This window comes from Solidesulfovibrio sp. C21 (assembly GCF_047785625.1).
GTDB lineage: Bacteria > Desulfobacterota > Desulfovibrionia > Desulfovibrionales > Desulfovibrionaceae > Solidesulfovibrio.
In genome coordinates, this window is record NZ_JBLODY010000004.1 from 29,821 (window position 1) to 52,525 (window position 22,705).

Below are 22,705 nucleotides of genomic sequence, written 5' to 3' on the forward strand. Positions count from 1 at the left end.
GCGGGTCGGTTGCCCGGTCCGATCGGAGGACGGGGCAACTTGGCGGGTGCGCCACGGAGGCGCGGAGGGAACGATGCATATCGATGCGGCGAAGTTATTTTCTTTCTCGCCGACCGGGACCACACAAAAGGTTCTGGAGGGTATTGCCCAGGGCCTTGGCTGGCCCGAGGCCGAAAGATTTGATCTGACGCGGCCGAAGGCCCAGGCGCAGGGAGTCTGCGGCAGCGGCGTGCTGACCGTCATCGGCTCGCCGGTCTATGCCGGCCGGCTGCCGGCCGAGGCGGTGCGGCGTCTGCGCCCGTTGCAGGGCAAGGGCGGCCCGGCCGTGCTGGTCGTTGTCTACGGCAACAGGGCCTATGAGGACGCGCTGTTGGAACTGTCCAACCTGGCCGTGGAACTCGGCTTTTTTCCGGTCGGGGCCGGCGCGTTCATTGGCGAGCATTCCTTCTCGACCCCGGCCGCGCCGGTTGCCGTGGGACGCCCGGACGCGGCCGATCTGGGCCTGGCCCGGGAATTCGGCCAGGCCGTGGCCGCCAAGCTGGCCGCCGCGCCAGGAACTGCGGCCATGGACCCGCTGCTCGTGCCGGGAAACATGCCGTACCGGGATGGCGCGACAACGGGCGGCCTTGCCCCGGAGACCGTGGCCGACGAATGCGAGCGCTGCGGCCAGTGCGTCACGGCCTGCCCCGTGGGCTGTGTGCATCTGGAAGACAGCGGCGTGGTCACGGACAAGGCGGCCTGCATCCGCTGCTGCGCCTGCGTGAAGGGCTGTCCGACCGGAGCCCGGGTGATGACCGACGCATCCATACAGGCCATCGCCACGCGTCTGGCCACCAACTGCAAGGACAGGAAAGAGCCGGAGTATTTTGTTTAGGAAGGGGAAAGAGAATGCGAGAGGGGAACCCTTTTTGAAAAAAGGGTTCCCCTCTCGCGCTCTCCCTTCCTAAAAACTTTTAACGGTGACAGGCTGTTATCGGTAAAAGTCTTTGGAAAGGGGGCTTGGGGGGAGAACCTTTCTTCAGAAAGGTTTCCCCCCATTTTTTTATTTTCCACCCGGCAGGAATCTGCCGGTCACCGATTCCGGGTTGGCCATGAGTTCCTCGGGCGTGCCCTGGGCCACGATGCGTCCGCCGGCCTCGCCGCCGCCGGGACCGAGGTCGATGACGTGGTCCGCCGCCGCCACGACGTCGGTGTTGTGCTCGATGACCACCACGCTCGCGCCCTTGTCCACCAGCTTGTGCAGCACCAGGATCAGCTTGCCCACCTCCTGCATGTGCAGGCCGGTGGTCGGCTCGTCGAGGATGTAGAGCGCCCCGGGCAGGCTGCGCTTGCCGAGTTCGCGCGAAATCTTGATGCGCTGGGCCTCGCCGCCGGAAAGGGTGGTGGCCGGCTGGCCCAGGCGCAGGTATTCCAGCCCCACCTCTTCGAGCACGGCCAACCGCCGGTCGAGCACCGGATAGTTCTCGAAAAACTCCCGCGCCTGGCGCACGGTCAGGTCCAGCACCTCGGCGATGTTGAGGCCCTTGTAGCGGACGTCAAGGGTCTCGCGGTTGTAGCGCAGGCCGCCGCAGACCTCGCAGGTGACGTAGATGTCCGGCAGAAAGTGCATTTCCACCCGGATCTGGCCGTCGCCGCCGCAGGCCTCGCAGCGTCCGCCCTTGACGTTGAAGCTGAAGCGGCCGGGCTTGAAGCCGCGCCGTTTGGCGTCCGGGGTGGTGGAAAAGATGTTCCGGATCTCGTCGAAGACCTTGGTGTAGGTGGCTGGGTTGGAACGCGGCGTGCGGCCGATGGGCGTCTGGTCGATGCTGACGATCTTCTCCACCAGCTCGGCCCCCTCGATGCCGCCGATGCTCCCGGGCGCGTCCACCTTGATGCCCTTGGCCAGGGCCAGGTGCTTATAGAGCGTGTCCATGACCAGCGAGCTTTTGCCCGAACCGGAAACGCCGGTGACGCAGACCAGACAGCCCAGCGGGATTTCCGCGTCGATGCCTTTGAGGTTGTTGGTGGTCACCCCGCGCAGGACAAGGGCGTCCTTGCCCTTGCGCCGCGTCTCGGGCCGGGGCGAGACGGCGTCGCCGCGCAGGTACTTGCCGGTAAGCGATTCCTTGTCGGCCAGCATGCCGGCGACGGACCCCTGGTAGACGATCTCGCCGCCAAGCCGCCCCGATCCCGGGCCAAGCTCGATGATGTGGTCGGCACTCCGGATGGTGGCCTCGTCGTGCTCCACCACGAGCACGGTGTTGCCGCGTCCCTGGAGTTGGCGCAGCGTGCCGAGCAGGCGGTCGTTGTCGCGGGGATGGAGCCCGATGCTCGGTTCGTCGAGGACGTAGGTGACGCCGACGAGGCCCGAGCCGAGCTGGCCGGCCAGACGGATGCGCTGGGCCTCGCCGCCGGAGAGCGTGGCCATGTTGCGCGACAGTGACAGGTACTCGAGCCCCACGCCGGAAAGAAATTTCAAGCGATGGTTGAGCTCCTTGAGCAGCGGTTCGGCAATGAGCGCTTCCGAGCCGGTAAAAGCCAGGCCCGTCAGCCATTGAAGCGCCCGGTCGATGGGCATGGCGCAGAATTCGGCGATGTTTTTTTCGTCCACCCGCACGGCCAGGGATTCCGGCCGCAGCCGCGCCCCGGAGCAGGTGGGGCAGGGCATGGACTGGCGGTAGCGGGCCAGCTCGTCGCGCCAGACCGAGCCGAAGGACTGGCCGTGCTCCAGCAGATGGACCACGCCGTCCCAACCGAATTCCTTGTCGCCGTAGAAAAGCGCCTGCCGGGCTTCGGGGGAGAACTCGCCGAGCTTCGTTTGCAGGGTGAAGCCGTGGCGCGCCCCCAGGTTCTCCAGACGGCGGGCGTAGCGGGCCAGGGCGCGTTCGCTTTTCCAGGGCAGGATGCCGCCTTCGGCCAGGGACAGGCCCTTGTTGGGGGCGAGCAGGGCCGGTTCGAAATAGTCCACCGTGCCGAGGCCCGAGCAGGCCGGACAGGCCCCCTGGGGACTGTTGAAGGAAAAGAGTTGGGGCGAGGGCTTGGGCACGCTGATCTTGCAGTCGGCGCAGGACGAGGCCGTGGAAAAAATCCGGTCGGCCGCCTTGCCCTCGTGGTCGGCCACGATGAGCCGGCCGTCGCCCTGAGCCAGGGCCAGCTCCACCGAATCCGACAGGCGTGAGCGGATGCCGTCTTTCACCACCAGCCGGTCCACCACCAGGTCGATGGTGTGCCGCTTGTTTTTCTCCAGCTCCGGCAACGGCTCCAGCGGCACCACCGTGCCGCCGATACGCACCCGGGCGAATCCCTGGCTCTTGAGCTTTCCCAGCCGATCGGCGTGGGTGCCTTTCTGGTGCTCGACCAGGGGGGCCAGAAGCAGGATCTTCGAACCCTCGGGAAAGGCCAGCACATCGCTTATGATCTCGTCGGCGGTGCGGGCGGTGATGGGCTTGCCGCACTTGGGGCAATGGGACTTGCCTAGACGCGCGAAAAAAACGCGCAGAAAATCGTAAATTTCTGTTACCGTGCCCACGGTGGAGCGGGGATTGCGCGTGGCGGTCTGCTGCTCCAGCGAGATGGCCGGGGACAGCCCCTCGATCTTGTCCACCTGCGGCTTGTCCATCTGGGGCAGAAATTGCCGGGCGTAGGCGGAAAGCGATTCCACGTAGCGCCGCTGGCCCTCGGCGTAGACGATGTCGAAAGCCAGGGTGGATTTGCCGGACCCCGACGGGCCGCACACCACCACCAGCTTGTCGCGGGGGATATCGAGGGTAAGGTTCTTGAGATTGTGTTGGCGGGCGCCTTCAATGTGGATACGGGGAGCCTCGGTCATCATGCCTCCAAAAGCCGTCGCGGCAAGCAGGCAACATAAGCCCGAATGGGACAAAGGCAAGGCCTGCGAGGCGCGCCGGGGGAAACCTTTTTCAAGAAAGGTTTTGCCCCGACCCCCTTTGCAAAGACTTCCGATGGAAAATGGATTGTTGCTTAATTTTCACTTTAACTAATTTAAGAAATTGAGGAAAAGGAACTTGTGAGAGAGGGAGCCTTCCCGTTTTAAAGGATTTTCCCTCCCGCTTGTTCTTTTCATAACGAATTGGGTTGCCGTTAACGACTGTTCACATTATAGCGAAATTGTCGCGCCCGGGGCGGGCTATGAGGCGCGGCAAGGAGTGCCCCATGCGTTTCGAGGTTCCCTTTCTGCCTGATCCGGCATACGCGGCCCTGCTCGCCGCCAATGCGCCGTCCATTTCCGCCGTCTATTTTCGTCTTGGTCAGGATACGCCGGATGCCCGCTTGCCCGGGGCGGGGGAGGTCACGCCGGAGGGTCTGGCCGAGGGGCTGCGGGCGCTGCCCGACGTGCCGCGCCTGGGGCTTTTGAATGCCAGCTTCCACGCGCCGGAGCTCTTGGCCGGTGACGGGCTGCGCGATCTGGTCATGCTGCTCGAAGGGTACCTGGCGGCCGGGGCCATCACGGGCATCGTCTACGCCGACCAGTATCTGCTCACGGCCCTTTCCGACATGGCCCCTGACGTGGCCGGGGCGCTTACCGCCATCCCGAGCATCAATTTTCGCCTGGACCGGTTCGAGCGGCTGGGCACGGTGCTCGACGCCGCGACGGATACCCACTTTCGCCCGACCGGCACGGTGATCCTCGACCGGGACATCAACCGCGATACGGCTCGTCTGGCCGAAGTGGCCGGGGAGGCCCGGCAGCGCTATCCCGGCCTGCGCATCGGGCTTATGGCCAACGAGGGCTGCCTGTTCGCCTGTCCGTACAAAAATGCCCACGACGCCCACATCGCCCTGTCGCGGCTGGCTTCCTGCCCGGCCGGACCGGACCTCAACCGCAAGCTCGGCTGCCTGCGCGCTTTTTTCGAGCATCCGGAGCGCCTGCTCGCCTCGCCGTTCGTCCGGCCGGAGGATGTGCATCAGGTGGAGGGCGTGGCCGATTATCTGAAGATTTGCGGTCGCACCCGGCCGGCGGCGGATCTGGCCGCCATTGTGCGGGCCTATCTGGAAGGCCGCTTCGACGGAAATCTGCTGTGGCTGCTCGATACCCAGGAAGTGCTCTCAGGGCGGTTCCTGTTGCCCAATAGCGGCTTGCCCGAGGATTTTTTCGACCGCACCAACGGCTGCCGCCACCAGTGCCGGGAATGCGGTTACTGCGGCGAACTGGCCGCGCGGCTCCTCACCGAGCGCGATCTGGCCCTGCCGCGTTATGGGAATGGGAATTATTGAGGGAAAAGAGGGGCGAGAGGGGGACCCTTTTTGAAAAAAAGGTCCCCCTCTCGCGCTCTCCCCTCCGAAAAACTTTTACGGTGACAGGTAGTTATCGTTGAAAGTCTTTGGAAGGGGGGCCTGGGGGGAGAACCTTTCTCCAGAAAGGTTTCCCCCCAGGTTCACTCTTCAAAAGGTTTCTCTTACGGATGCGGCGGGGCGGGGTGGCCCGGGCCGGGATGGGGCAGGGCCGCGCCCGGCGGTGCGGGCGGGACCGGGTGGTGGTGGCGGCGCGGGGGCGGACACCCCATGGCCGTCACGACAAAGGCCAAAAGGGCCAGCAGGCAGAGCAGGCGTTTCATGGGACCTCCGTCTGGTGACGTTGCGAGCGCGTCCGGATTACGCCGGAGGCGCTTTTTCCGTCTTGTAACCGGAAGCCGCCCTCCCTGCCAAGGCACGCGGGCCTGTTCCGCCAGCGGGATATTTTAGAGGAGTGAGCGCCGGCAGAACGCCTCGAAATCCTCGTCCGCGAATGCGCATTCCTGACCGGTTTCGGGGCGGGACGGAACCTTGACGGTCTCCTCGCGCCACACGTCTTCGTCTGGAATATAAAAGCTGATGTATTCCAACTGGATGCTTGGTGCGAACATGATCATCCTCCCTGATGGCTTTTTTCAAAGCAGCTTTCATGCCACAGGGAGCACGCGCTTTGCAGACGTGTCGATACAGGCTATTGAGGCTCCATGAAAATCCGTTTTTCCCTGCTGCTGGCCCTTGTTCTCGCCTGTGCCGCGCCCGTTTGGGCGGCCAGGGACGCGTCTGGACCGGTACTCAGCCTGGACGCGCCGGCCGGGAAAATTCTGCCGCGTCATTTCCGCACCTGTGTGTTTCCGTTTCGCCAGGAAGCCGGCCCCGTGCCGTCCCGGGCCGGACTGGACGGCCTGCGCATTTTCGGCAGCGCCGAATTTTCCCCCGGCCGGGGCAATCCCTGAAAACCGGCCGACGGGAGGTCATTTCCGGGCGTAGTGGGCCGCGACCGTGATGGTGATGCCGCCCCGGGCGGCGAATTCGCCCGTGACCTCCATCTCCAGCGGATCGCAGGCCGCCACCAGGTCGTCCAGGATGCGGTTGGTCAGCGTCTCCATGAACGTGCCCTCGTCGCGGTAGCTGAACAGGTAGAGCTTGAGCGATTTCGACTCGATGCAGCGCGCGCCCGGCACGTAGCGGATGCTGATGCGGCCGAAGTCGGGCTGGCCGGTCTTGGGGCACAGGCTCGTGAATTCCTCGCTGGAAAAGGTCACCTCGTAGCGCCGGTCGGGGTAGGCGTTGGGAAAGGTCTCCAGCAGGGACGCGGTAACGGTGCGGGGGTAACGCGTCGCCCCCTGGCCGAGGGTTTTAAGCGTGCTTACATCGTCTTTCGGTGCGGGCATCGGGGACTCCTTGACGGCCGGGTCGGGCCGGGATCGGTCATTGCGGGATTGACAGGAAAGGAAGGCCTTCCTACCGTGCCTGCCCTTCATGTTCAACGTCTTGGGGGAGAACGTCCATGCCCGGTACCTACGCCATCACCGTTTCCGGTTCCTTCAGCGCCGCCCACAGGCTCCCCGGCTATCCCGGACCCTGCGCGTCCATGCACGGCCACAACTTCGCGGTCACGCTCCACCTTGTCGCGACACGCCTTGAGCACGGCATGGTGGCCGATTTCCTGGACGTTCGCGCCGCGTTGGACGCGGTTTTCGCCCGGCTCGACCACGCCTGCTTGAACGACATTCCCGAACTTTCGCCGCCCACGGCCGAGGTCATCGCGGCCTGGATATTCGGAGAAGTGCGCCCCCGGCTGGAAGACGACCGGGTGCATCTGGCGCGGGTGACAGTGGAGGAAAGCAAGGGGCTTGTGGCCAGCTATACGGAAGACGTCTGATGCTCAAGGTCCACGAAATTTTCGCCAGCATCCAGGGCGAGTCGAGCCATGCCGGCTATCCCTGCGCCTTTTTGCGCCTGTCCGGCTGCAATCTGGACTGTTCCTGGTGCGACACGCGCTACGCGTCCGCCTCGTTTACGACCATGTCCCTGGACGAGGCGCGGCAAAAGCTTCTGGCCCTCGGGCTGCCGCTCGTGGAGCTGACCGGCGGGGAGCCGCTTCTGGACCCGCAAACGCCGGTGCTGGCCGCCGCTCTGGCCGACGTCGGGGCGACCGTACTGGTCGAGACCAACGGCAGCCTGGACATCGGCGTTCTCGATCCCCGGGTGATCGCGGTCATGGACGTCAAATGTCCGGGCAGCGGTATGGAGGGGAAAAACGACTACGCCAACCTGGACCGGCTGCGGCCCCGCGACGAGGTCAAGTTCGTGTTGGCCGGGCGCGAGGATTACTGTTTTGCCCGGGAAGTGGCCCGCCGCGTGCCGGCCGGCAACATCGTCCATTTTTCACCCGTTTCCGGCCGGCTCGATCCCGCCGAACTGGCTGCCTGGCTGGTGGCCGACGCGTCCCGGGCAAGGCTGGCCTTGCAACTGCACAAATACATCTGGAGCCCCGACGCCCGGGGCGTATGAGGAACGCGATATGACGACGCCGGGAAAAAAGGCGGTGGTGCTTTTTTCGGGCGGGCTCGATTCCACGACCTGCCTGGCCGTGGCCCGCGAACAGGGGTTTTCGCCCTGCGCCCTAAGCTTTGCCTACGGCCAGCGCCACGAAGTGGAACTTCAGGCGGCAAAACGCGTGGCCGAGGCCATGAACGTCACCGCCCATCTCGTTTTGCCCCTGCCGCTCGGGGCCATAGGCGGCTCGGCGCTGACGGCCGATATCGCCGTGCCCAAGGACCGCGACGTGGCCGCCATGGAGGCGGAGATCCCGGTCACCTACGTGCCGGCGCGCAATACCATCTTCCTGTCCATGGCCCTGGGCTGGGCCGAGGTGCTCGGCGCGCAGGACATCTATATCGGCGTCAACGCCCTGGATTATTCCGGCTATCCGGACTGCCGGCCGGAATTCGTGGCCGCTTTCGAGGCCATGGCCAACCTGGCCGTCAAGGAGGCGGTGGAAGGGCACCTGCACATCACCATCCACACGCCGCTTCTGCACCTGACCAAGGCCGACATCGTGCGCCTGGGCACGCGGCTCGGCGTGGATTACGGGCTCACCCACTCCTGCTACGACCCCGATCCTTCGGGCCTTGCCTGCGGGCGTTGCGACAGCTGCCTTTTGCGCAAGAAGGGCTTTGCCGAGGCCGGCGTTCCCGACCCCACGCGATATCGGTGAGCGGGGAATGAACCCTGGGGAAACCTTGCCCTTCGAAAGGTTCTCCGAAAACGAGCGGGACGGCGTGTCGGAACCGGGCGCGGGGATCGACGTTGTCGGCGGCGAGCGCACGCAACTATCGCGTTTCCGCTTCTGGCGCGTGAATCGCCGCATCCCCGGCTGCCGTCGCATCTCCGCCGGCCGCGTCAGCTCCGTTCGCCGCCTGCCGGGTCTCGGCCGTCATCACCGACATGGTAAACCACCCCCTGCCGTCTTGCTGCTCGAACCGCAACGCCCCGCCCATGCTGCGCATGAGACGGAAGCAGACCGGTAGCCCGATCGTGTCCCCGCCCGCGTCGAACGGCAAAAAGACCTTTTCCGCATCCGCCACGGGGTGGGCCTGATCCCCGCCGATCTCCAGATGGACGAACCCCTCGCCGCAACGGGCGGTCAGCCACATGCTCCCCCGGGGCGGCAAGGCGGTCACGGTGCAGCGGATGAGGTTTATCACCACTTGGGACAGGATGTCCGGGTCCTCCCGGACCACGACGGCCGCCGCCTCCAGGTCGAGACGGGGCGTCACGCCAGCCCCCGTCAGTTCCGGCGCCAGCAGCGCCAGACAGTCGCGCACCACGTCGGCCACGACCACCGGCACCGGATGCTGGCGCACCGGATTGAGATAGTCCCGGATGCGATTGACGAAACGCTCCAGCCGGCCTGCTTCCTCCAGGATGATGGCGGCTTCCTTGAGCTCCGGCATTTTTCGCGTCAGCCGCTTGGCGAACCCGCCGATGGCCATGAGGGGATTGCGGATCTCATGGGCCACTTCGGCGGAAATGGCCCCCAGGGTGTGGATCTTTTCTTTTTGGACGAGCACCTTCTCCAGAAGCATACGGTCGCCGATGTCCATGATGCAGCCTTCGACCCGCAACCGGGGCTCGTGGCCGGCGCAACTGGAAACCGGGATGGATTTGAGCACGCCGTGCACGGTCCGGCCGCTTTTGTGGCGCAGCTTGCACTGGCGGGAAAAGGACCGGGAACAATCGCCCAGACATTCTTCGAGCTTTCCGCGCACCCAGTCGCGCTGTTCGGGATCGATGCGCCGCAGCAGCCAGTCCGGTTCGGCCAGGGCCTCCTCCTGGGTGTAGCCCAAAAGCGTCCGGCAGCCCTGGTTGACGAATTCCAGGCGCAGTCCCTCGGTCAGACTGAAGATGAGCAGCGGGATGTTTTGCACCAGACTGGAGTAGCGCTGTTCGGCCTGGCGCACGGCCCGCTTCAGGTCGGCCCGTTCCAGGGCCTTGTCCACGGCCAGCCCCAGGATGGCCATGTCCTGGATGGGTTTGACGATGTAATCCCAGGCCCCGCGTTTGACGGCCTCGACGGCGTCTTGCAGGACCCCGGTGCCGGAAACCACGATGGTCGGCGTGTCCGGCGCGATGTCCCGGAGTCTGGCCAGGACTTCCAGCCCGTCCATTTCCGGCATGCGCAGATCGACCAGGACCAGATCGGGCCGCTTTTCCAGAAACATCTCCAGCCCACGGCGGCCGTCCGGGGCCTCGAACACGGTGAACCCCCGGTTTTCCATATAGACGGCGATGGTCTCGCGGATCATGTCCTCGTCGTCGATGGTCAGAAGCGTCGGCCGCCGCGCGCTCATGGCCACCGCTCCACAGGCAGTTCGATGATGAAGGTGGCGCCCTTGCCTGGCTCGGATTCCACGCGGATGGCCCCGCCGTGATTGGCGGTGATGATGAAGTAGGACACGGCCAGCCCGAGCCCGGTGCCGAGCCCCGGCTCCTTGGTGGTGAAAAACGGCTCGAACACCCGGCGGCGCACCGGATCGGCCATGCCCGGGCCGTTGTCGGTCACCTCGATGCGCACCCCCGTATCGGTCCGCGACGTCCCGAGAACGATGGTCGGCGCGCCCCCGGCCGGTGGATGGCCGGCCATGGCCTGGGCGGCGTTTTTCAAGAGGTTCAGGATCACCTGCTCGATCTCGGTGCGCGTGCAGGTGACTTCGGGCAGGCCCTCGGCATAGCGGCGTATGATGTTGATATGGCGGAAATCGTAGTTCTTTTTCAGATCGTAATCCGTGGAGGCCAGCTCCACGCTTCTCTCCAGGACGGCGTTGATGTCGGCCGGGGCCCGCCGGGATTCGCTTTTGCGGGAGAACTCCAGCATGCTGGCGACGATGGTTGCCGCGCGTTTGCCGGCCTCCTGGATGCCCGCGAGAAATTTGAACACGCGGCGTTTCTCGAGGTAACAGCGCACGGCCTCGATGCTGCAACCGCACGCAACCGCACCTTCCTGGTTGGCGGGCAGGGCGGGATCGAGCTGCATGAGGCAGACCTGGGCCGCCTGGAGGATGGAGCTGAGGGGGTTGTTGATCTCGTGGGCCATGCCGGCGGCCAGCCCCCCCACCGAGGCCATCTTTTCCGACTGGATCATCATTTCCTGCAGCCGCAGGCGCTCGGTGACGTCGAGGATATCCACGACAACGGCGTCCGGGCCGGTGCGAAAGACGCGGACGTCATGGTGTCCCGACAGGCGGTTGTCCTGATACGGGGCTTCGTAGGCCTGGGCGCCGAGGCTTCCCCGGGCCACCTGCCGGTACAGGGCGGGGTAGGGCGTGCGGGCGAGGCCTGGAAACACGTCTTCCAGGGGCCTGCCGATAAAGGTCTGGTGCTGGAGGCCCATAAGGGCGTCGGCCGCCGGGTTGGCCCCGGTCAGAAGCAGCCTGTCGTCCGGTTCCAGGTGGTAAAAAAACATGGCCGTGGGCGAGGATTCCACGATGTTGCGGAATTTCTCCTCCGAGGCTTCGAGGCTGCGCTCCATCCGCTTGCGTTCGGTGATGTCGCGGATGACGCCGACCACGCTTTTCTGGCCCAGCGCATCGACATAGCGTGTTTTCTTGGTGACAATGGTCCGGATTTCCCCGCCTCCGGCGGTGATGACCTCTTCGCTGACGTTTTCCAGGCCGGTGGCGAGCAGCAGATCGTCCACCTTCCAGAAGGTCTCCACCTGATCCTGGGGAAAGAAATCCGTGTCCGTACGGCCCAGGATTTCCTCCCGGGGACGTCCGATGAGCGCGCACAGGGCGTCGTTGGCCAGCATGAAACGATGTTGCTCGTTTTTCACGAATATCGGATCACCGATGGTGTTGACGATGCTGTTGAGGTATTCCCTGGCCTCCCGGATTTCCTGCACGGCTTTCTTGCGCTCGGTGATGTCGATGCAAAATCCTTCGATGTGCCCCTCCCCGTCATCCGAAGTCCGGCCCAGCTGGGCCCAGACGGCGATCCAGATGATGGAGCCGTCTTTTTTCCTGTGCCGGGTTTCGAAGCTTTCCACCGCGCCGTCGCGCTTGAGCCGTTCCAGGAATTCCTTGCGTTCGTCGGGATCGGCATAGAGGCTGACGACCTCCTCTCCGATGGCCTGCTGGAACGCCTCCGGGGAATCGTAGCCATGGATGCGCGCGTTGGCCGCATTGGAAAACAGGTGGCGTCCCGACGTCGTGGTGGTGAAGATGCCGACCGGCGCGGTCTCGAAAAACGTCCGCAGCTGTTGTTCCCGGTGGCGCAGGGCGCATTCGGTCTCCTTGCGCGTGGTGATGTCGCGGGCCACGCCCACGGTGTAGCGATGGTCGTCGATGCGCATGGTGCTGAGCGTCAGCTCGAACAACCGCCTGACGCCCGACCGGTCGGTGTAGGCGACTTCGTGGGTTTCCCCTTCGGGAACGTCGTCGAGCCCCTGGGACAGCGGGGCGTGCCGGACCACGCTGAAGTTTTGGAGCAGGGATCTCCAGGCCTGGTCCACCTTGCTGAGCCCCAGCAGATCGATGGCGGCCTGATTGGCCTCGAGCAGCACCCCGGAATGGGTATCCACCAGGAAGATGGGATCGTTGGCGCGATCCAGCAGGGCGTGGAAAAGCGCCAGTTCGTCCCGAACGTAGGGGGACGACGCGGCGGGTGCGCCCGTTTCCCGGCCGGACGGGACGCCGAGGGGCTGCGGTCGGCCTGCGTCTTTTTTTTCGGTCATGCTCCCTTCTCCTCCTCGTCCTTCCACTTGTTGCGGATGTCCCGGATGGCCTCGAGATGCGCGAAAAAGACCTCCACGATCTGCGGATCGAACTGGGTCCCGGCCCCCCGGCGCAGAATTTCCAGGCTTGCCTCCACCGAAAAGGCTTCTTTGTAGGCCCGAGAGCTTCGCAGGGCATCGTAGACGTCCACCACGGCCACAATGCGCGCTTCGAGGGGGATGTCCTCCCCGTGCAGGCCAAAGGGATACCCCTGGCCGTCCCAGCGTTCGTGATGCAGCAGGGCCAGGGTCCTGGCCAGGTTGAGCAGTGGATTGTGGTCCATGCCGCGCGTCGGCGCCAGAGGGTCCGAGCACCAGGCCTTGGCATCCTTCAGGCTGCCGAGCGGACCGAGAATTTCGCAGCCGAACAGGCAGTGGCGTTTCATGACTTCCCACTCCTCGGACGTCAGCGGGCCGGGTTTGAGCAGGATGGCGTCGGGGATGCCGATCTTGCCGAGGTCGTGTAGGGGGGCACATTCCCGCAGCATGTCGCATTCTATCGGGGAAAGGCCCACGGCCCGCCCGATCAGGGCGCTGATCTCGCCCACGCGAACGACATGCCGGCCGGTCTCGTTGTCCTTGAACTCGGCGGCGCGGCTGAGGCGCTGCATGATCTGGCGGCGGGTGTTTTCCACCTCGGCCGTTCGCTCGTGCACCAGGGCCTCGAGATTCTCCTGGTAGGCCTTGTTTTCGCGCAACAGCCTGGCCCGTTCCAGGGCCTTGTCCATGGCCAGCCCCAGGACCGCCATGTCCTGGATGGGTTTGGTCACATAGTCCCAGGCGCCGCGCTTGATGGCCTCGATGGCGTCCTTTAAAATCCCCGTGCCCGAGACCACGATGGTCGGGGTGTCCGGGGAGATGTCCCGTATCCTGGCCAGGACGTCCAGGCCGTCCATTTCCGGCATGCGCAAATCCACCAGGACCAGATCGGGGCGCTCGACGAGAAACCGTTCCAGCCCTTCCCGGCCGTTGGCGGCCTCGAAGACGGTAAACCCCCTGTTTTCCAGGTAGACGGCAATGGTCTCCCGGATCATGTCCTCGTCGTCGATGGTCAGGATGCGGACGGAGGCGGCGGTCATGGGCGATGTCCTTTATCGCAGCAGCTGCTCGAGTCGGTCCGCGAGCAGCCCCATATCGGCGACGGGTTTGGTGAAAACGTCCTGCGCCGTCACGCCAACGGCGGTCAGTTCGGGCCCGGGGGCGAATTCCATGGAGCCGGTGCAGATGACCCATTTCACGGCGGGATAGCGCGGGGAGGCGGCGAGGATCATGGCGTCGCCGCTTTGGCCCGGCAGGCGGATGTCCACGATGGCGGCGTCCAAGGGCCGGCTGGCCAGGACCTCCAGGGCCTGCTCCGCGCTTGCCGCCGTCAGCACGTCCCATCCCCGGGCCTCCAGGAAAATCTGCAGGCTGTCGCGGATGGTCTCCTCGTCGTCGACGACGAGAATGGTGATGGGATGGCCGGTCATGCGCGCCCCGCAAGCGGCAGTTCGATGATGAAGGTGGCGCCCTGCCCCGGTTGGGAGTCCACCCGGATCGTGCCGCCGTGGTTGGTGGTGATAATGAAATAGGAAACGGACAGCCCGAGCCCCGTGCCCTCGCCAGGCTCCTTGGTGGTGAAGAAGGGTTCGAAAACCCGGGTGCGGACGAATTCCTCCATACCTGGGCCGTTGTCGCCCACCTCGATGCGCACATGGTCGTCCCGAAGCCGGGTCCGCACGGTGATGGCCGGCTTGCGGCCGGGGGCGGGATTGGCGGACATGGCCTGGGCGGCGTTTTTGAACAGGTTGAGCAGGACCTGCTCGACTTCGGTCCGGATGCATTGGATTTCCGGGAGGTCGGGGGCATAGTCCCGGATGATGTCGATGTGCCGGAAATCGTATTTCTTTTTCAGATCGTAATCCGTGGCGGCCAGGGCCAGGCTGTGCTCCAGCACGGCGTTTATGTCCGCAGGGCTTCGGCGCGAGTCGCTCTTGCGGGAGAATTCCAGCATGCTGGACACGATCTGGGCCGCCCGTTTGCCCGCGTCCCGGATGCCTTCCAGGAATTTCACGATGCGCCGCCGCTCCATGTAGCAACCCACGGCCTCGATGGTGCAGTCGCACTCCATTGCGGCCTTGCGGTTGGCCTCGATGGCGGGGTCGCACTGCATGAGGCAGACCTGGGCCGCCTGGAGGATGGAACTGAGCGGGTTGTTGATCTCGTGGGCCATGCCGGCGGCCAGTCCCCCGACCGAAGCCATCTTTTCCGATTGGATCATCATTTCGCGCAGGCGTTCGCGTTCCGTGACGTCGTCGAGGCGGATGACCGCGCCGTTTACGCCATTGGCCACGAGCGGATAGAACTGGAGGTCGAAGAGGTGCTCCACACCGTCGACACGCAGGCGCTCGTGCTCCACGCGCTGGACTTGCCGCTGGCGCAGGGCCAGTTGCAGCTTGTCCAGATGGGCCGACAGCAGCGGCAGGACATCGGTCGGCGGGCGGCCCATGGCCTTTTCCGGCGACAGGGCGCACATGGCCTGGGCGCTGCCGTTGAAATGGGTCACGAGCCCTTCTTCGTCCAGGGCGATGATGGCCGAGGGCATGGATTCGAGGATGTTGTTGAGCAGATTTTGTATTTTGGCCAGTTCCCGGTCGCGCAGCCGCAACTGCTCCGCCCGCGTCTCGAGGCCCTGGGCCATGCCGTTAAATGTCGCGGCAAGCCGCCGGATCTCCAGACTGCCGGAATCGGCCTGGGCCCGGGCGGCCAGGTCCCCCTTGCCCAGGCGGTCCGACGCGTCCATGAGGCTGTCGAGGCCGGCCAGAACCGCCACCCGGCCCATGCGCCAAGCCACGAGCAGCGTCACCGCCACCACCAGGGCCATCAGCGCCATGGAGCGGATAAAACGATTGCGCGCCTCCCGGAAGGCATCCTGCCAGTCCATGGAAACGACGATGGTCGCGTAGGGCGGCTCCGTGGATCGCAGACGCAGCCGGGCATAGGCCACCAGGTCCCGTTGTCCGTCCTGCCGGTGGTCGTCGAGTATCCCTTCGTCCGCGGGCGCATCGGCAATGCGCCGCCACAGGTCCGCATCCAGGGGGGCCCCCAGGGGGCGCGCCTTGTCGGACGGATAGGACAGCATGCGCAGGCCGTTGCGGTCATAAAGGCCCACCCGGGCCTGGGGCGGCACATCCAGCCTGTCGAGGAACTTGTGATAGAATTGCAGCTTGAAGGAATCGCCGATGACGCCGACATACCGCGATTCCCCGTCCCCGACGGGGAGGGTGAAGACTTGGATGGGCAGACCCGAGGCCCGTCCGACATTGAAAACTCCCGCGCTGAAGTTCCGGCTGGCCATGGCTTCCTTGAAATAAAACCGGTCTGAGAGGTCCTTGCCGAGAAAGGCAGGCAGGCCCGAAGCGATGACGATGCCGGCCTGGTTGGTCAGAAAGATGTTGGACAACTCGGGATGCTCACCGAGCAGCACGGTGAAACGCTGGTTGCAGGCTGCCCGGTAGCCGATTTCCACTTCGGGGAGATGCCCCAGGGTCGTGAGCAGCAGCTTGGCCTCGCTGACGATGCCGGTCTGCATGGACGTCAGGCTGCGCAGGAGGTTCATCGTATTTTGCCGGGCGTCCCGCTCGGCGTGCAGGCGGCTTTCGAACATGGTGTAGGCGCCGAGCGCCATGGCCGGCAGGGCGACCAGCAAGACGAGGAAGGTCAGGTTTTTGTGAATGGAGCCGGAGAAAAAGGCTTTCATGGGTAATCCTCATTACGGCCCGAGCCCAGGATTGGGCGTATTTGTCACGCCTCCGCATGTCCATCGCTTCCGGGCGACGGAGGGCGCCGGGAGCGCCATCCATCCTTGTATCCTCCAAGGAGAAGCAACCATGGGGGAGGATACGGGAAATACCATATCGCCAAGGAAGATGTCCATGTGACGGGGCTTATATGGTTTTCCCCTCCCGTAGCCGCTTTTGAAAAAAACGGTTTCGAAGCGCCTCCCATCCCTGGCGGCGTGTGGGTGCGTCCTGCGGCGCGTCGAAATAGACGATCTGGGGCGTCCTGGCCGAGGCGGCCTGCATCCGGGCGGCGGCAACGGCCAGGGCGGGACGCGGCGTCCGGCCCCGGGTGACGACCAGAAGTACGGCGTCGGCCGACCGGGCCAGGCGCAAGGCGTCGCCCGAGGCTGCCACAGGCGCGGCGCAAAGGACCACGGCCTCGAAGGTTTCGGCCAGTCGGGAAAGCGCTGTGTCCAGTCGCGGGCCATCAATTAGACGGTCGGCGGCTTGCGGGGAGGGCGGCGGCGTGCCGGACGGCAGCACGAACAGGTTTTTTTGGGCCTGGGGCGCGAGGGCTTCCTCGAGGGACGTTTCCCCGGCCAGCGCGGCGGCCAGTCCCGGCCCCGGGCCGACGCCGGCCAGCCGTCCCGAGGCGTCGTTGCCCAGGCGAGTATCCGCCAGCACGGTCCGCCGGCCGCTTCGGGCCAGGGCCGTGGCCAGCCCCAGCGCCAGTTCCAGGGACGTTTCGCCGTCCGTCTGGGACGGCGCGGTGACCAGGAGGCAACGCGGGTCGGTGCCTTTCCCGGAAAACAGGGCCTCGCGCAGGCGGCGCAATGCCTGGGTCCGAGGCCCAAGGTCGCCCCGGGGCACGGCGGGGAGGCGGAAGCCTCCGGCCATGGCCAGCGACTTCGGACGCGTCACGGCCGCATCGACGTACTCGGCCACAAGCGCTGCGGCCAGGGCCAGAAACACGCCCAGGGCAAGGCCCAGGGCCAGCATGAACGAGAGCCTCGGTCGTATGTGCTCGTCGATCTTGTCCGGCATGGCGGCCGGTTCGGCCATGCGGGCCAGGGACAGGTTCAGGTGTTGGCCGAGGGCGGCTGCACTGTGCAATTGGCTGAGGCTCGACAGAAAGGTCTGGGCCGCCTTGACCTGGTTGCCGGCCAGGGCCACGGCGGCCGCACGGCCGGGATAGGCCCGGACGGTTTTGTCCAGTTCGGCCAGGAGCGTGGCATAGGCCGCGTCCTGGGACTCGTAACCGGCGAGGTCGGCCGTGTATTCGGCCAGACGCTCGTGCAGATAGCGGGATGTCTGGCCCTGGGACGCGGTTTCGGAGCCGAAAACCCGCAGCGCCTCGTTTTTGAGCAGGCGCTTGGCCTCGGCGATCTTGGCCTCGATTTCCTTGACGGCCGGATGGGCGGCGGTCAGCCGCGTCAGGGCCGAGGCCCTGTCCAGGTACAGGTCGCGCAGGGTCGTCTTGAGGCTGTCGACGGTCTCCGAGCGCTGGCTGACGGTCGTGGCCTTTTTCAGCTGCGGCTGGCCTGCCAGCTGCGCGGCCACGCTCTCCGCCATGGCCCGGGCCTTGAGCAGGGCGAGGCGGTTGGCGTCGCGATCGCCGGTCAGGAGGAAGGAGCGGGTGACGATCTGTTTGGCTTCCTGGGACAGGTCCACGGCCTTTTCCCGGCGGCGTATCGCGCTTTCCGCGGCCAGACGTTTCGCGTACTCGGCCCGGGCCCGGGGCAGGGCGTTTGCCGCCGCCTGGGCCATGGCGCGGCATTCTTCCTGGCGCATGGCGTTTTCGCGGGCCGTAAACGACCGGGCGGCGGCGTTGGCCAGGGCGATGGAGCGCTCCATGGACCCGGCCGAGGCGGTAAATTCCAGAATGTCGGCATCCTCCGCCATGGCCGCCGTGATGGAGGGCCGGGGGAACAGCATGTGGACAAGCGATTTGTTGGCCAGTTCCTCATAGGTCAGGTCGCGCCGGCCGAGCCGGGGCCAAAAGCGGTCGATGAGCCCGCGCACGAAGGGCACGAGCTCGAGAATCTGCAAGGACTTGCGCTTGCGGGTCAGGTGCTCTTCGTCGATCAGCGGGCGCAACACCAGCGCGGTGTTGGCCAGGGTTTCGTAGCTGTCGCGCTCGGTGTCGGTGAGGGATGCGGCGTTTTGCGTCGTCGAGTTCAGGGTCAACTGGGCCAGCAGGCTGGCCTTGTTGGGGGAATGGCCGAGGAAGACCTTGGCCGTGGCGACGTATTGGGGTTCGGCGAGCAGGGCGAGGGTGGCCAGGACGAGGAAGAGGGGCGCGAAGGCCCAAAACATCGGCCGTCGACGTCGCCAGAGCAGGCGCAGGAAGTGGCGCAGTTCCATGGGTCAGCCCGTCGGGATGCCGCGTTGGGCGACTGCTGGCGGGCATGTCCGTATCAGGCCGATGCGCATAATGTGTCTTTAGGGAATTCGAGCGGGTTCGGCAAGGCGAGCCCCGGCAGGGGACGTGCCGATGGAGCTTGTCCCCGCGTCGTCAGGCGATCCCGGTCAAGCCAGTTTTCCCGTGACACGACCTCGTTTTGGCTTTAAAAAAAGAGCATGCCTGATACGAAAACCAACGTGAACGTGGATGCCCAGACTGTCGGGCTCTTCACGAACAGCGCCTTTTCCGACGCCGGGCTGACCCTTTATGGCACCATGCTCGGCTATGGCACGTATCTGATCGACAACCAGGGACGGGTCGTCAATGCCTGGACCAGCGACTATACCTCGGCCGGGCCGGCCTATCTTCTGGCCAACGGCGACCTGTTGCGCACCGGCATCGCCTATCTCAACGAATACAGTATTTCGCTCCACGCCTCTTCGGGAGGCGTGATCGAGGAGTACGACTGGGCCGGCAATCCCGTCTGGAGCTACGAATACATCGGCGACGACTACAGCCAGCATCATGACGTCTGCGTCATGCCAAGCGGCAACCTGCTCATCATTTCCTGGGAACACAAATCGAGGGCCGAAGCCATGGCCGCCGGCCGCGACTCGGCGGCGTTCTCCTCGGACGGGCTGCTCGTCGACAGCATCGTGGAGATCCAGAAGACGGGCCCCACCTCCGGCGTGAAGGTGTGGGAATGGCACGCCTTCGACCATCTGATCCAGGACATCAATCCCGGCCTGTCCAACTACGGCGCGGTCGCGGACCATCCGGAGCGTATAGACATCAATTACACCGGCACGCCGGTCAAGGGCACCGGCGGGGCCGACCCGGACTGGACCCACGTCAACGCCGTGGACTACGATGCGCAAACCGACCAGATCCTCATCAGCGTGCATACCTTAAACGAGGTCTGGATCATCGACCACAGCACCACCACGGCCGAAGCCGCCGGGCATACCGGCGGGAATTCCAGCCACGGCGGCGACCTGCTCTACCGTTTCGGCAATCCCCAGGCCGCAGGCGCCGGCGACGCCTCGGAGCAGCTTCTCTACGGCCAGCACGACGCCCAGTGGATTGCCGGGGGCCTGCCCGGGGCCGGCAATATCCTGGTGTTCGACAACGGCTGGCAGTGCCCGGACGGCGAATATTCCCACGTGCTCGAGCTGCGCCTGCCCGTGGACGAGAAGGGGAATTACCTGAAGAAGGCGGATGGCTCCTTTGCCGACCCGGAAATCGTCTGGACCTATCCCCAATACGACGACCCGGATTTCTATTCCGCCTACGTTTCCGGAGCCCAGCGCCTGCCGAGCGGCAATACGCTTATTACCCTCGGCGCATCCGGCACCTTCGAGGAAGTGGATTCGGGCGGCAACGTGGTCTGGAAATACGTCAATCCCGACACCGATAGAGGCCTGCTCAACCAGGGACAGGCGATCCCCGGCGACGGGCAGGGCAGCGCCAACAACGTGTTTCGGGCCGTGTGGTATGGCTACGATTTTGCCGGCTTTTTGGGCAAGGACCTGACGGCGGGGCGGGAACTCGTTTCGAGCGGCTCTCCGGGCTCACTGGCTTTTTCGACCTCGGTCCCCCTGGAACAGCAGCTCGCCGTTGCCGTGGGCTAAACCGCCGTATCAGGGGTTGTGTGCCCCTTGCAAAACACGAACGTGTTGTCCTCGCAAATGACTGGGATGGCGTTCGAGGACATGACGCCAGCCGGGAACCGTTCTTGGGACCGGTTCGGAGGAGCGTGATGCGCACGAGGTTTTTTCATATCCTGTTGGCCGTGGCGGCGTTGTCCTGCCTGGGGCTTGGCGCGCCCGGCGGGAGTCTGGCGGCGGACAGCGCCGTGCGCGTCGTAAACGGCCTGCCCCAACTGGTCGTGGGCGGCCGGGAAGCTCCCGCGTCGGGATTTTACGAGGTCTACTACTATCCCTCCAAGGGGCATCCGATTCCCAACCAGCCGGATTACCGGGCCCCCCGCTGGGTCGCGGCCATGCGGCGCGTGGTCGATACGGCCGTTTCCCAAGGAGTGCGGGTGGTCATGGCGAGCATCTGGTGGGGCGATGTGGACGGCGCGGCCAAGCGTCCGGCCAATCCCGCCAAGGTCTACGATTTCGCCCCCTTCGATGCCTTCATGGACTACGCCCGGTCGCGCGGGGTCGGGGTGGTGGTCAAGACCTCCCTCAACCACTTCCTGCCCGGGTGGTGGCTGGCCGAACAGGGATTTCCCGCCAACGCGGGCTATCAGGAACATTCCCGTTGCGCCCTGTGCGAGACCGACGCCTACGGCACGGCCTACGGCAACCCCAGCATGGGCAGCCTGGCCGTGCGCCGCGATTACACGCCGTTTCTTTCGGCCCTGGTCGCGCGTTACCGGACGCATCCGGCCCTTATTGGCTGGGCCTTCGGCCTGGGACCCACCGGCGAGGATGCCTATGGTCCCAACTACATCGTCGTCGACGCGCCCGGCGGCGGCCGTGGCCTTGGCCGCAAGCCCATGATGTTCACCGATTATTCGCCGGATTTTACCGCCCGTTTCCGGGATTGGTTGAAGCGCAAGTACGGCTCCGACGCGGCCCTGCGCCGGGCCTGGAACGATCCCGGCGTGTCCCTGGCCAGCTTCCGCACGCCGCCTCCGCAAGAGCTTGTGCGCGACCCGGCCGCCTTTTCCCGGGAGCCCTTTCCGGACCCGGCCATCGATCGCGGCATCGACCCGGCCACGGTGCTGACGGCCAAGGGCATGGATTTCTACGCCTTCCGCGTCCACGCCCGGGACTCGGACACGGCCTATTACGCCGGACTGATCAAAAAGCTCGATGGGGCGCACGTGCTCCTTTTCAATGCCCGGGCCCGGGCCAGCGCCCGGCAACAGCCGGACATCGACGGTATTTTCTTCAACCCGCATCCGCTCTTCGGAAGGCCGCTTTTTCACGAGGTCAACCAGTTCTACACCATTCTCCATTCCGTGGAGGGCATCGTCCGGCAGGGTAAGCTGGCCCTGGTGGCGGCGGAAAACAGTCCCCAGCGCACGCCGGTAAACGGCCGCTGGGAGACCCCGGAGCAAATCAACTACATCACCGCCCTGGGCTATAGCGTCAAAAGCCTTGGCGGCATCATGGGCTACGCCGTGGACCTGCTCGATTCGGGGACGAGCGACCATTGGCTGCCCACTTGGTTCTCGGGGGAAGCCAAGGCGGCCGAGCGGGCCATCGCGGCCTACAAACCCGCGCCCGGGGCCGGCCCCTGCGACCCGATCCGCGAGCTGCGCCGGCAAAATCGTTGCGACGCCGGCCCGTCCCGGCCTGAGGGCTGCGGCCTGATCGATCTGGCCTATTTCAATTATTGCCACACCGGCGGCGAATGCGACGCCAACGGCGACGGCACGGTGACCCCAGAAGAGCTGGCCGCCTGCCGGGGACACGCGCCCCAAGGCGCGCCTGCCGCTCCCCTGGTGCCATCGGGCCGGGGGAAGGGCCTGTCCGGCAAGCCGGCCGGTAAATGCGGCGACGGCGTGTGCGACGATTTCGAACGTTCCAAGGACGTGTGCCCGCAGGACTGCGGGGCTACGACGGGCCAACCGTCCGGGGGAAGCTCGCACGCGCCCGCGGCCCCCATGGGCGCGTCCGGCGGCGGGGCGGGCCTGTCCGGCAAGCCGGCCGGCAAGTGCGGCGACGGGGTCTGCGACGACTTCGAGCGGTCCCATGGCGTGTGCGCGCAGGACTGCGGGAGTACGACGGGTCAACCATCCGGGGGAAGTTCGTATGCACCCGCTGCCCCCATGAGTGCGTCCGGCGGCGGGGGGGGCGTGTCCGGCAAGCCGGCCGGCAAATGTGGCGACGGCATCTGCGACGATTTCGAGCGTTCCAAGGGCGTGTGTCCGCAGGACTGCGGGGGGACCGCGCCGGGCGCGACGACCCCGTAGTGAGGGCATGGCCGCAGCGGTAAAAATTTGAGGAAGGGGAGCGCGCGAGAGGGGAGAACCCATTTTGAAAAGGGTTTCCCCTCTCGCATCCCTTTTGCATT

General features: G+C 65.4%; 18 protein-coding genes. 8 read left to right on the plus strand and 10 right to left on the minus strand.

Going from position 1 to position 22,705, the window contains the following annotated elements:
* The first annotated feature begins 73 nt into the window (after positions 1-73).
* Positions 74-874 (plus strand): 4Fe-4S binding protein, encoded by an 801-nt coding sequence (locus tag ACMZ6R_RS02260; protein WP_416109179.1) that lies wholly within the window; start codon positions 74-76, stop codon positions 872-874.
* A gap of 168 nt (positions 875-1,042) precedes the next feature.
* Here the strand turns inward: ACMZ6R_RS02260 and uvrA are convergent, their stop codons facing one another.
* Positions 1,043-3,808 carry an excinuclease ABC subunit UvrA gene (uvrA, locus tag ACMZ6R_RS02265; RefSeq protein ID WP_416109181.1) on the minus strand — a complete coding sequence of 922 codons (2,766 nt, stop codon included), beginning with the start codon at positions 3,806-3,808 and terminating at the stop codon, positions 1,043-1,045.
* 344 nt (positions 3,809-4,152) lie between these two features.
* Here uvrA and ACMZ6R_RS02270 point away from each other — a divergent pair, with 344 nt between their 5' ends.
* Complete coding sequence (locus tag ACMZ6R_RS02270) at positions 4,153-5,214, plus strand: hypothetical protein (protein WP_416109182.1); 1,062 nt, start codon at positions 4,153-4,155, stop codon at positions 5,212-5,214.
* A gap of 182 nt (positions 5,215-5,396) precedes the next feature.
* Here ACMZ6R_RS02270 and ACMZ6R_RS02275 read toward each other — a convergent pair whose 3' ends face one another.
* Positions 5,397-5,555 (minus strand): hypothetical protein, encoded by a 159-nt coding sequence (locus ACMZ6R_RS02275; protein ID WP_416109184.1) that lies wholly within the window; start codon positions 5,553-5,555, stop codon positions 5,397-5,399.
* A 123-nt stretch (positions 5,556-5,678) separates the two neighbouring features.
* Positions 5,679-5,843: a hypothetical protein gene (locus ACMZ6R_RS02280; protein ID WP_416109186.1), complete on the minus strand. Its 165-nt coding sequence runs from the start codon at positions 5,841-5,843 to the stop codon at positions 5,679-5,681.
* A gap of 93 nt (positions 5,844-5,936) precedes the next feature.
* Between ACMZ6R_RS02280 and ACMZ6R_RS02285 the strand changes: the two genes are divergently transcribed.
* A complete protein-coding gene (locus tag ACMZ6R_RS02285; protein WP_416109187.1) occupies positions 5,937-6,185 on the plus strand; it encodes a hypothetical protein in 249 nt (82 codons plus the stop codon).
* Positions 6,186-6,203: 18 nt separating this feature from the next.
* Here the strand turns inward: ACMZ6R_RS02285 and queF are convergent, their stop codons facing one another.
* Positions 6,204-6,623 carry a preQ(1) synthase gene (queF, locus tag ACMZ6R_RS02290; protein WP_416109188.1) on the minus strand — a complete coding sequence of 140 codons (420 nt, stop codon included), beginning with the start codon at positions 6,621-6,623 and terminating at the stop codon, positions 6,204-6,206.
* Positions 6,624-6,739: 116 nt separating this feature from the next.
* Between queF and ACMZ6R_RS02295 the strand changes: the two genes are divergently transcribed.
* The 3 genes from ACMZ6R_RS02295 to queC are packed head-to-tail and all read left to right on the plus strand — an operon-like array spanning position 6,740 to position 8,452.
* Positions 6,740-7,114, plus strand: a complete 375-nt coding sequence (locus ACMZ6R_RS02295; protein WP_416109190.1) for a 6-pyruvoyl trahydropterin synthase family protein — start codon at positions 6,740-6,742, stop codon at positions 7,112-7,114.
* On the plus strand, positions 7,114-7,746 hold the full coding sequence (locus tag ACMZ6R_RS02300; RefSeq protein ID WP_416109191.1) for a 7-carboxy-7-deazaguanine synthase QueE: 633 nt from the start codon (positions 7,114-7,116) through the stop codon (positions 7,744-7,746). The genes ACMZ6R_RS02295 and ACMZ6R_RS02300 overlap by 1 nt, the downstream gene beginning before the upstream one ends.
* A gap of 10 nt (positions 7,747-7,756) precedes the next feature.
* Positions 7,757-8,452, plus strand: coding sequence for a 7-cyano-7-deazaguanine synthase QueC (queC, locus tag ACMZ6R_RS02305; RefSeq protein WP_416109193.1), 696 nt, complete (start codon positions 7,757-7,759; stop codon positions 8,450-8,452).
* A gap of 115 nt (positions 8,453-8,567) precedes the next feature.
* Here the strand turns inward: queC and ACMZ6R_RS02310 are convergent, their stop codons facing one another.
* The 6 genes from ACMZ6R_RS02310 to ACMZ6R_RS02335 form a co-directional block, all read right to left on the minus strand.
* Complete coding sequence (locus ACMZ6R_RS02310; RefSeq protein WP_416109195.1) at positions 8,568-10,088, minus strand: response regulator; 1,521 nt, start codon at positions 10,086-10,088, stop codon at positions 8,568-8,570.
* Positions 10,085-12,469: a PAS domain S-box protein gene (locus ACMZ6R_RS02315; protein ID WP_416109197.1), complete on the minus strand. Its 2,385-nt coding sequence runs from the start codon at positions 12,467-12,469 to the stop codon at positions 10,085-10,087. Before ACMZ6R_RS02315 ends, ACMZ6R_RS02310 begins: the two co-directional genes overlap by 4 nt.
* Positions 12,466-13,587, minus strand: a complete 1,122-nt coding sequence (locus tag ACMZ6R_RS02320) for an HD-GYP domain-containing protein (protein WP_416109198.1) — start codon at positions 13,585-13,587, stop codon at positions 12,466-12,468. Before ACMZ6R_RS02320 ends, ACMZ6R_RS02315 begins: the two co-directional genes overlap by 4 nt.
* Before the next feature lie 12 nt (positions 13,588-13,599).
* Positions 13,600-13,977 (minus strand): response regulator, encoded by a 378-nt coding sequence (locus tag ACMZ6R_RS02325; RefSeq protein WP_416109200.1) that lies wholly within the window; start codon positions 13,975-13,977, stop codon positions 13,600-13,602.
* Complete coding sequence (locus ACMZ6R_RS02330; protein ID WP_416109201.1) at positions 13,974-16,247, minus strand: ATP-binding protein; 2,274 nt, start codon at positions 16,245-16,247, stop codon at positions 13,974-13,976. Before ACMZ6R_RS02330 ends, ACMZ6R_RS02325 begins: the two co-directional genes overlap by 4 nt.
* Positions 16,248-16,434: 187 nt before the next feature.
* Positions 16,435-18,633: a polysaccharide biosynthesis protein gene (locus ACMZ6R_RS02335; RefSeq protein ID WP_416109203.1), complete on the minus strand. Its 2,199-nt coding sequence runs from the start codon at positions 18,631-18,633 to the stop codon at positions 16,435-16,437.
* Between the two features lie 216 nt (positions 18,634-18,849).
* Here ACMZ6R_RS02335 and ACMZ6R_RS02340 point away from each other — a divergent pair, with 216 nt between their 5' ends.
* Both ACMZ6R_RS02340 and ACMZ6R_RS02345 read left to right on the plus strand, forming a co-directional pair.
* Positions 18,850-20,304 carry an aryl-sulfate sulfotransferase gene (locus tag ACMZ6R_RS02340; RefSeq protein WP_416109205.1) on the plus strand — a complete coding sequence of 485 codons (1,455 nt, stop codon included), beginning with the start codon at positions 18,850-18,852 and terminating at the stop codon, positions 20,302-20,304.
* A 128-nt stretch (positions 20,305-20,432) separates the two neighbouring features.
* Positions 20,433-22,604 carry a hypothetical protein gene (locus tag ACMZ6R_RS02345; protein ID WP_416109207.1) on the plus strand — a complete coding sequence of 724 codons (2,172 nt, stop codon included), beginning with the start codon at positions 20,433-20,435 and terminating at the stop codon, positions 22,602-22,604.
* The last annotated feature ends 101 nt before the right edge of the window (positions 22,605-22,705 follow it).

What these genes read in the sequence shown, in the direction of transcription:
- ACMZ6R_RS02260 (WP_416109179.1), top strand. Translation starts at nt 74, where the DNA reads ATGCATATCGATGCGGCGAAGTTATTTTCTTTCTCGCCGACCGGGACC.
- uvrA (WP_416109181.1), bottom strand. Translation starts at nt 3,808, where the DNA reads ATGACCGAGGCTCCCCGTATCCACATTGAAGGCGCCCGCCAACACAAT.
- ACMZ6R_RS02270 (WP_416109182.1), top strand. Translation starts at nt 4,153, where the DNA reads ATGCGTTTCGAGGTTCCCTTTCTGCCTGATCCGGCATACGCGGCCCTG.
- ACMZ6R_RS02275 (WP_416109184.1), bottom strand. Translation starts at nt 5,555, where the DNA reads ATGAAACGCCTGCTCTGCCTGCTGGCCCTTTTGGCCTTTGTCGTGACG.
- ACMZ6R_RS02280 (WP_416109186.1), bottom strand. Translation starts at nt 5,843, where the DNA reads ATGTTCGCACCAAGCATCCAGTTGGAATACATCAGCTTTTATATTCCA.
- ACMZ6R_RS02285 (WP_416109187.1), top strand. Translation starts at nt 5,937, where the DNA reads ATGAAAATCCGTTTTTCCCTGCTGCTGGCCCTTGTTCTCGCCTGTGCC.
- queF (WP_416109188.1), bottom strand. Translation starts at nt 6,623, where the DNA reads ATGCCCGCACCGAAAGACGATGTAAGCACGCTTAAAACCCTCGGCCAG.
- ACMZ6R_RS02295 (WP_416109190.1), top strand. Translation starts at nt 6,740, where the DNA reads ATGCCCGGTACCTACGCCATCACCGTTTCCGGTTCCTTCAGCGCCGCC.
- ACMZ6R_RS02300 (WP_416109191.1), top strand. Translation starts at nt 7,114, where the DNA reads ATGCTCAAGGTCCACGAAATTTTCGCCAGCATCCAGGGCGAGTCGAGC.
- queC (WP_416109193.1), top strand. Translation starts at nt 7,757, where the DNA reads ATGACGACGCCGGGAAAAAAGGCGGTGGTGCTTTTTTCGGGCGGGCTC.
- ACMZ6R_RS02310 (WP_416109195.1), bottom strand. Translation starts at nt 10,088, where the DNA reads ATGAGCGCGCGGCGGCCGACGCTTCTGACCATCGACGACGAGGACATG.
- ACMZ6R_RS02315 (WP_416109197.1), bottom strand. Translation starts at nt 12,469, where the DNA reads ATGACCGAAAAAAAAGACGCAGGCCGACCGCAGCCCCTCGGCGTCCCG.
- ACMZ6R_RS02320 (WP_416109198.1), bottom strand. Translation starts at nt 13,587, where the DNA reads ATGACCGCCGCCTCCGTCCGCATCCTGACCATCGACGACGAGGACATG.
- ACMZ6R_RS02325 (WP_416109200.1), bottom strand. Translation starts at nt 13,977, where the DNA reads ATGACCGGCCATCCCATCACCATTCTCGTCGTCGACGACGAGGAGACC.
- ACMZ6R_RS02330 (WP_416109201.1), bottom strand. Translation starts at nt 16,247, where the DNA reads ATGAAAGCCTTTTTCTCCGGCTCCATTCACAAAAACCTGACCTTCCTC.
- ACMZ6R_RS02335 (WP_416109203.1), bottom strand. Translation starts at nt 18,633, where the DNA reads ATGGAACTGCGCCACTTCCTGCGCCTGCTCTGGCGACGTCGACGGCCG.
- ACMZ6R_RS02340 (WP_416109205.1), top strand. Translation starts at nt 18,850, where the DNA reads ATGCCTGATACGAAAACCAACGTGAACGTGGATGCCCAGACTGTCGGG.
- ACMZ6R_RS02345 (WP_416109207.1), top strand. Translation starts at nt 20,433, where the DNA reads ATGCGCACGAGGTTTTTTCATATCCTGTTGGCCGTGGCGGCGTTGTCC.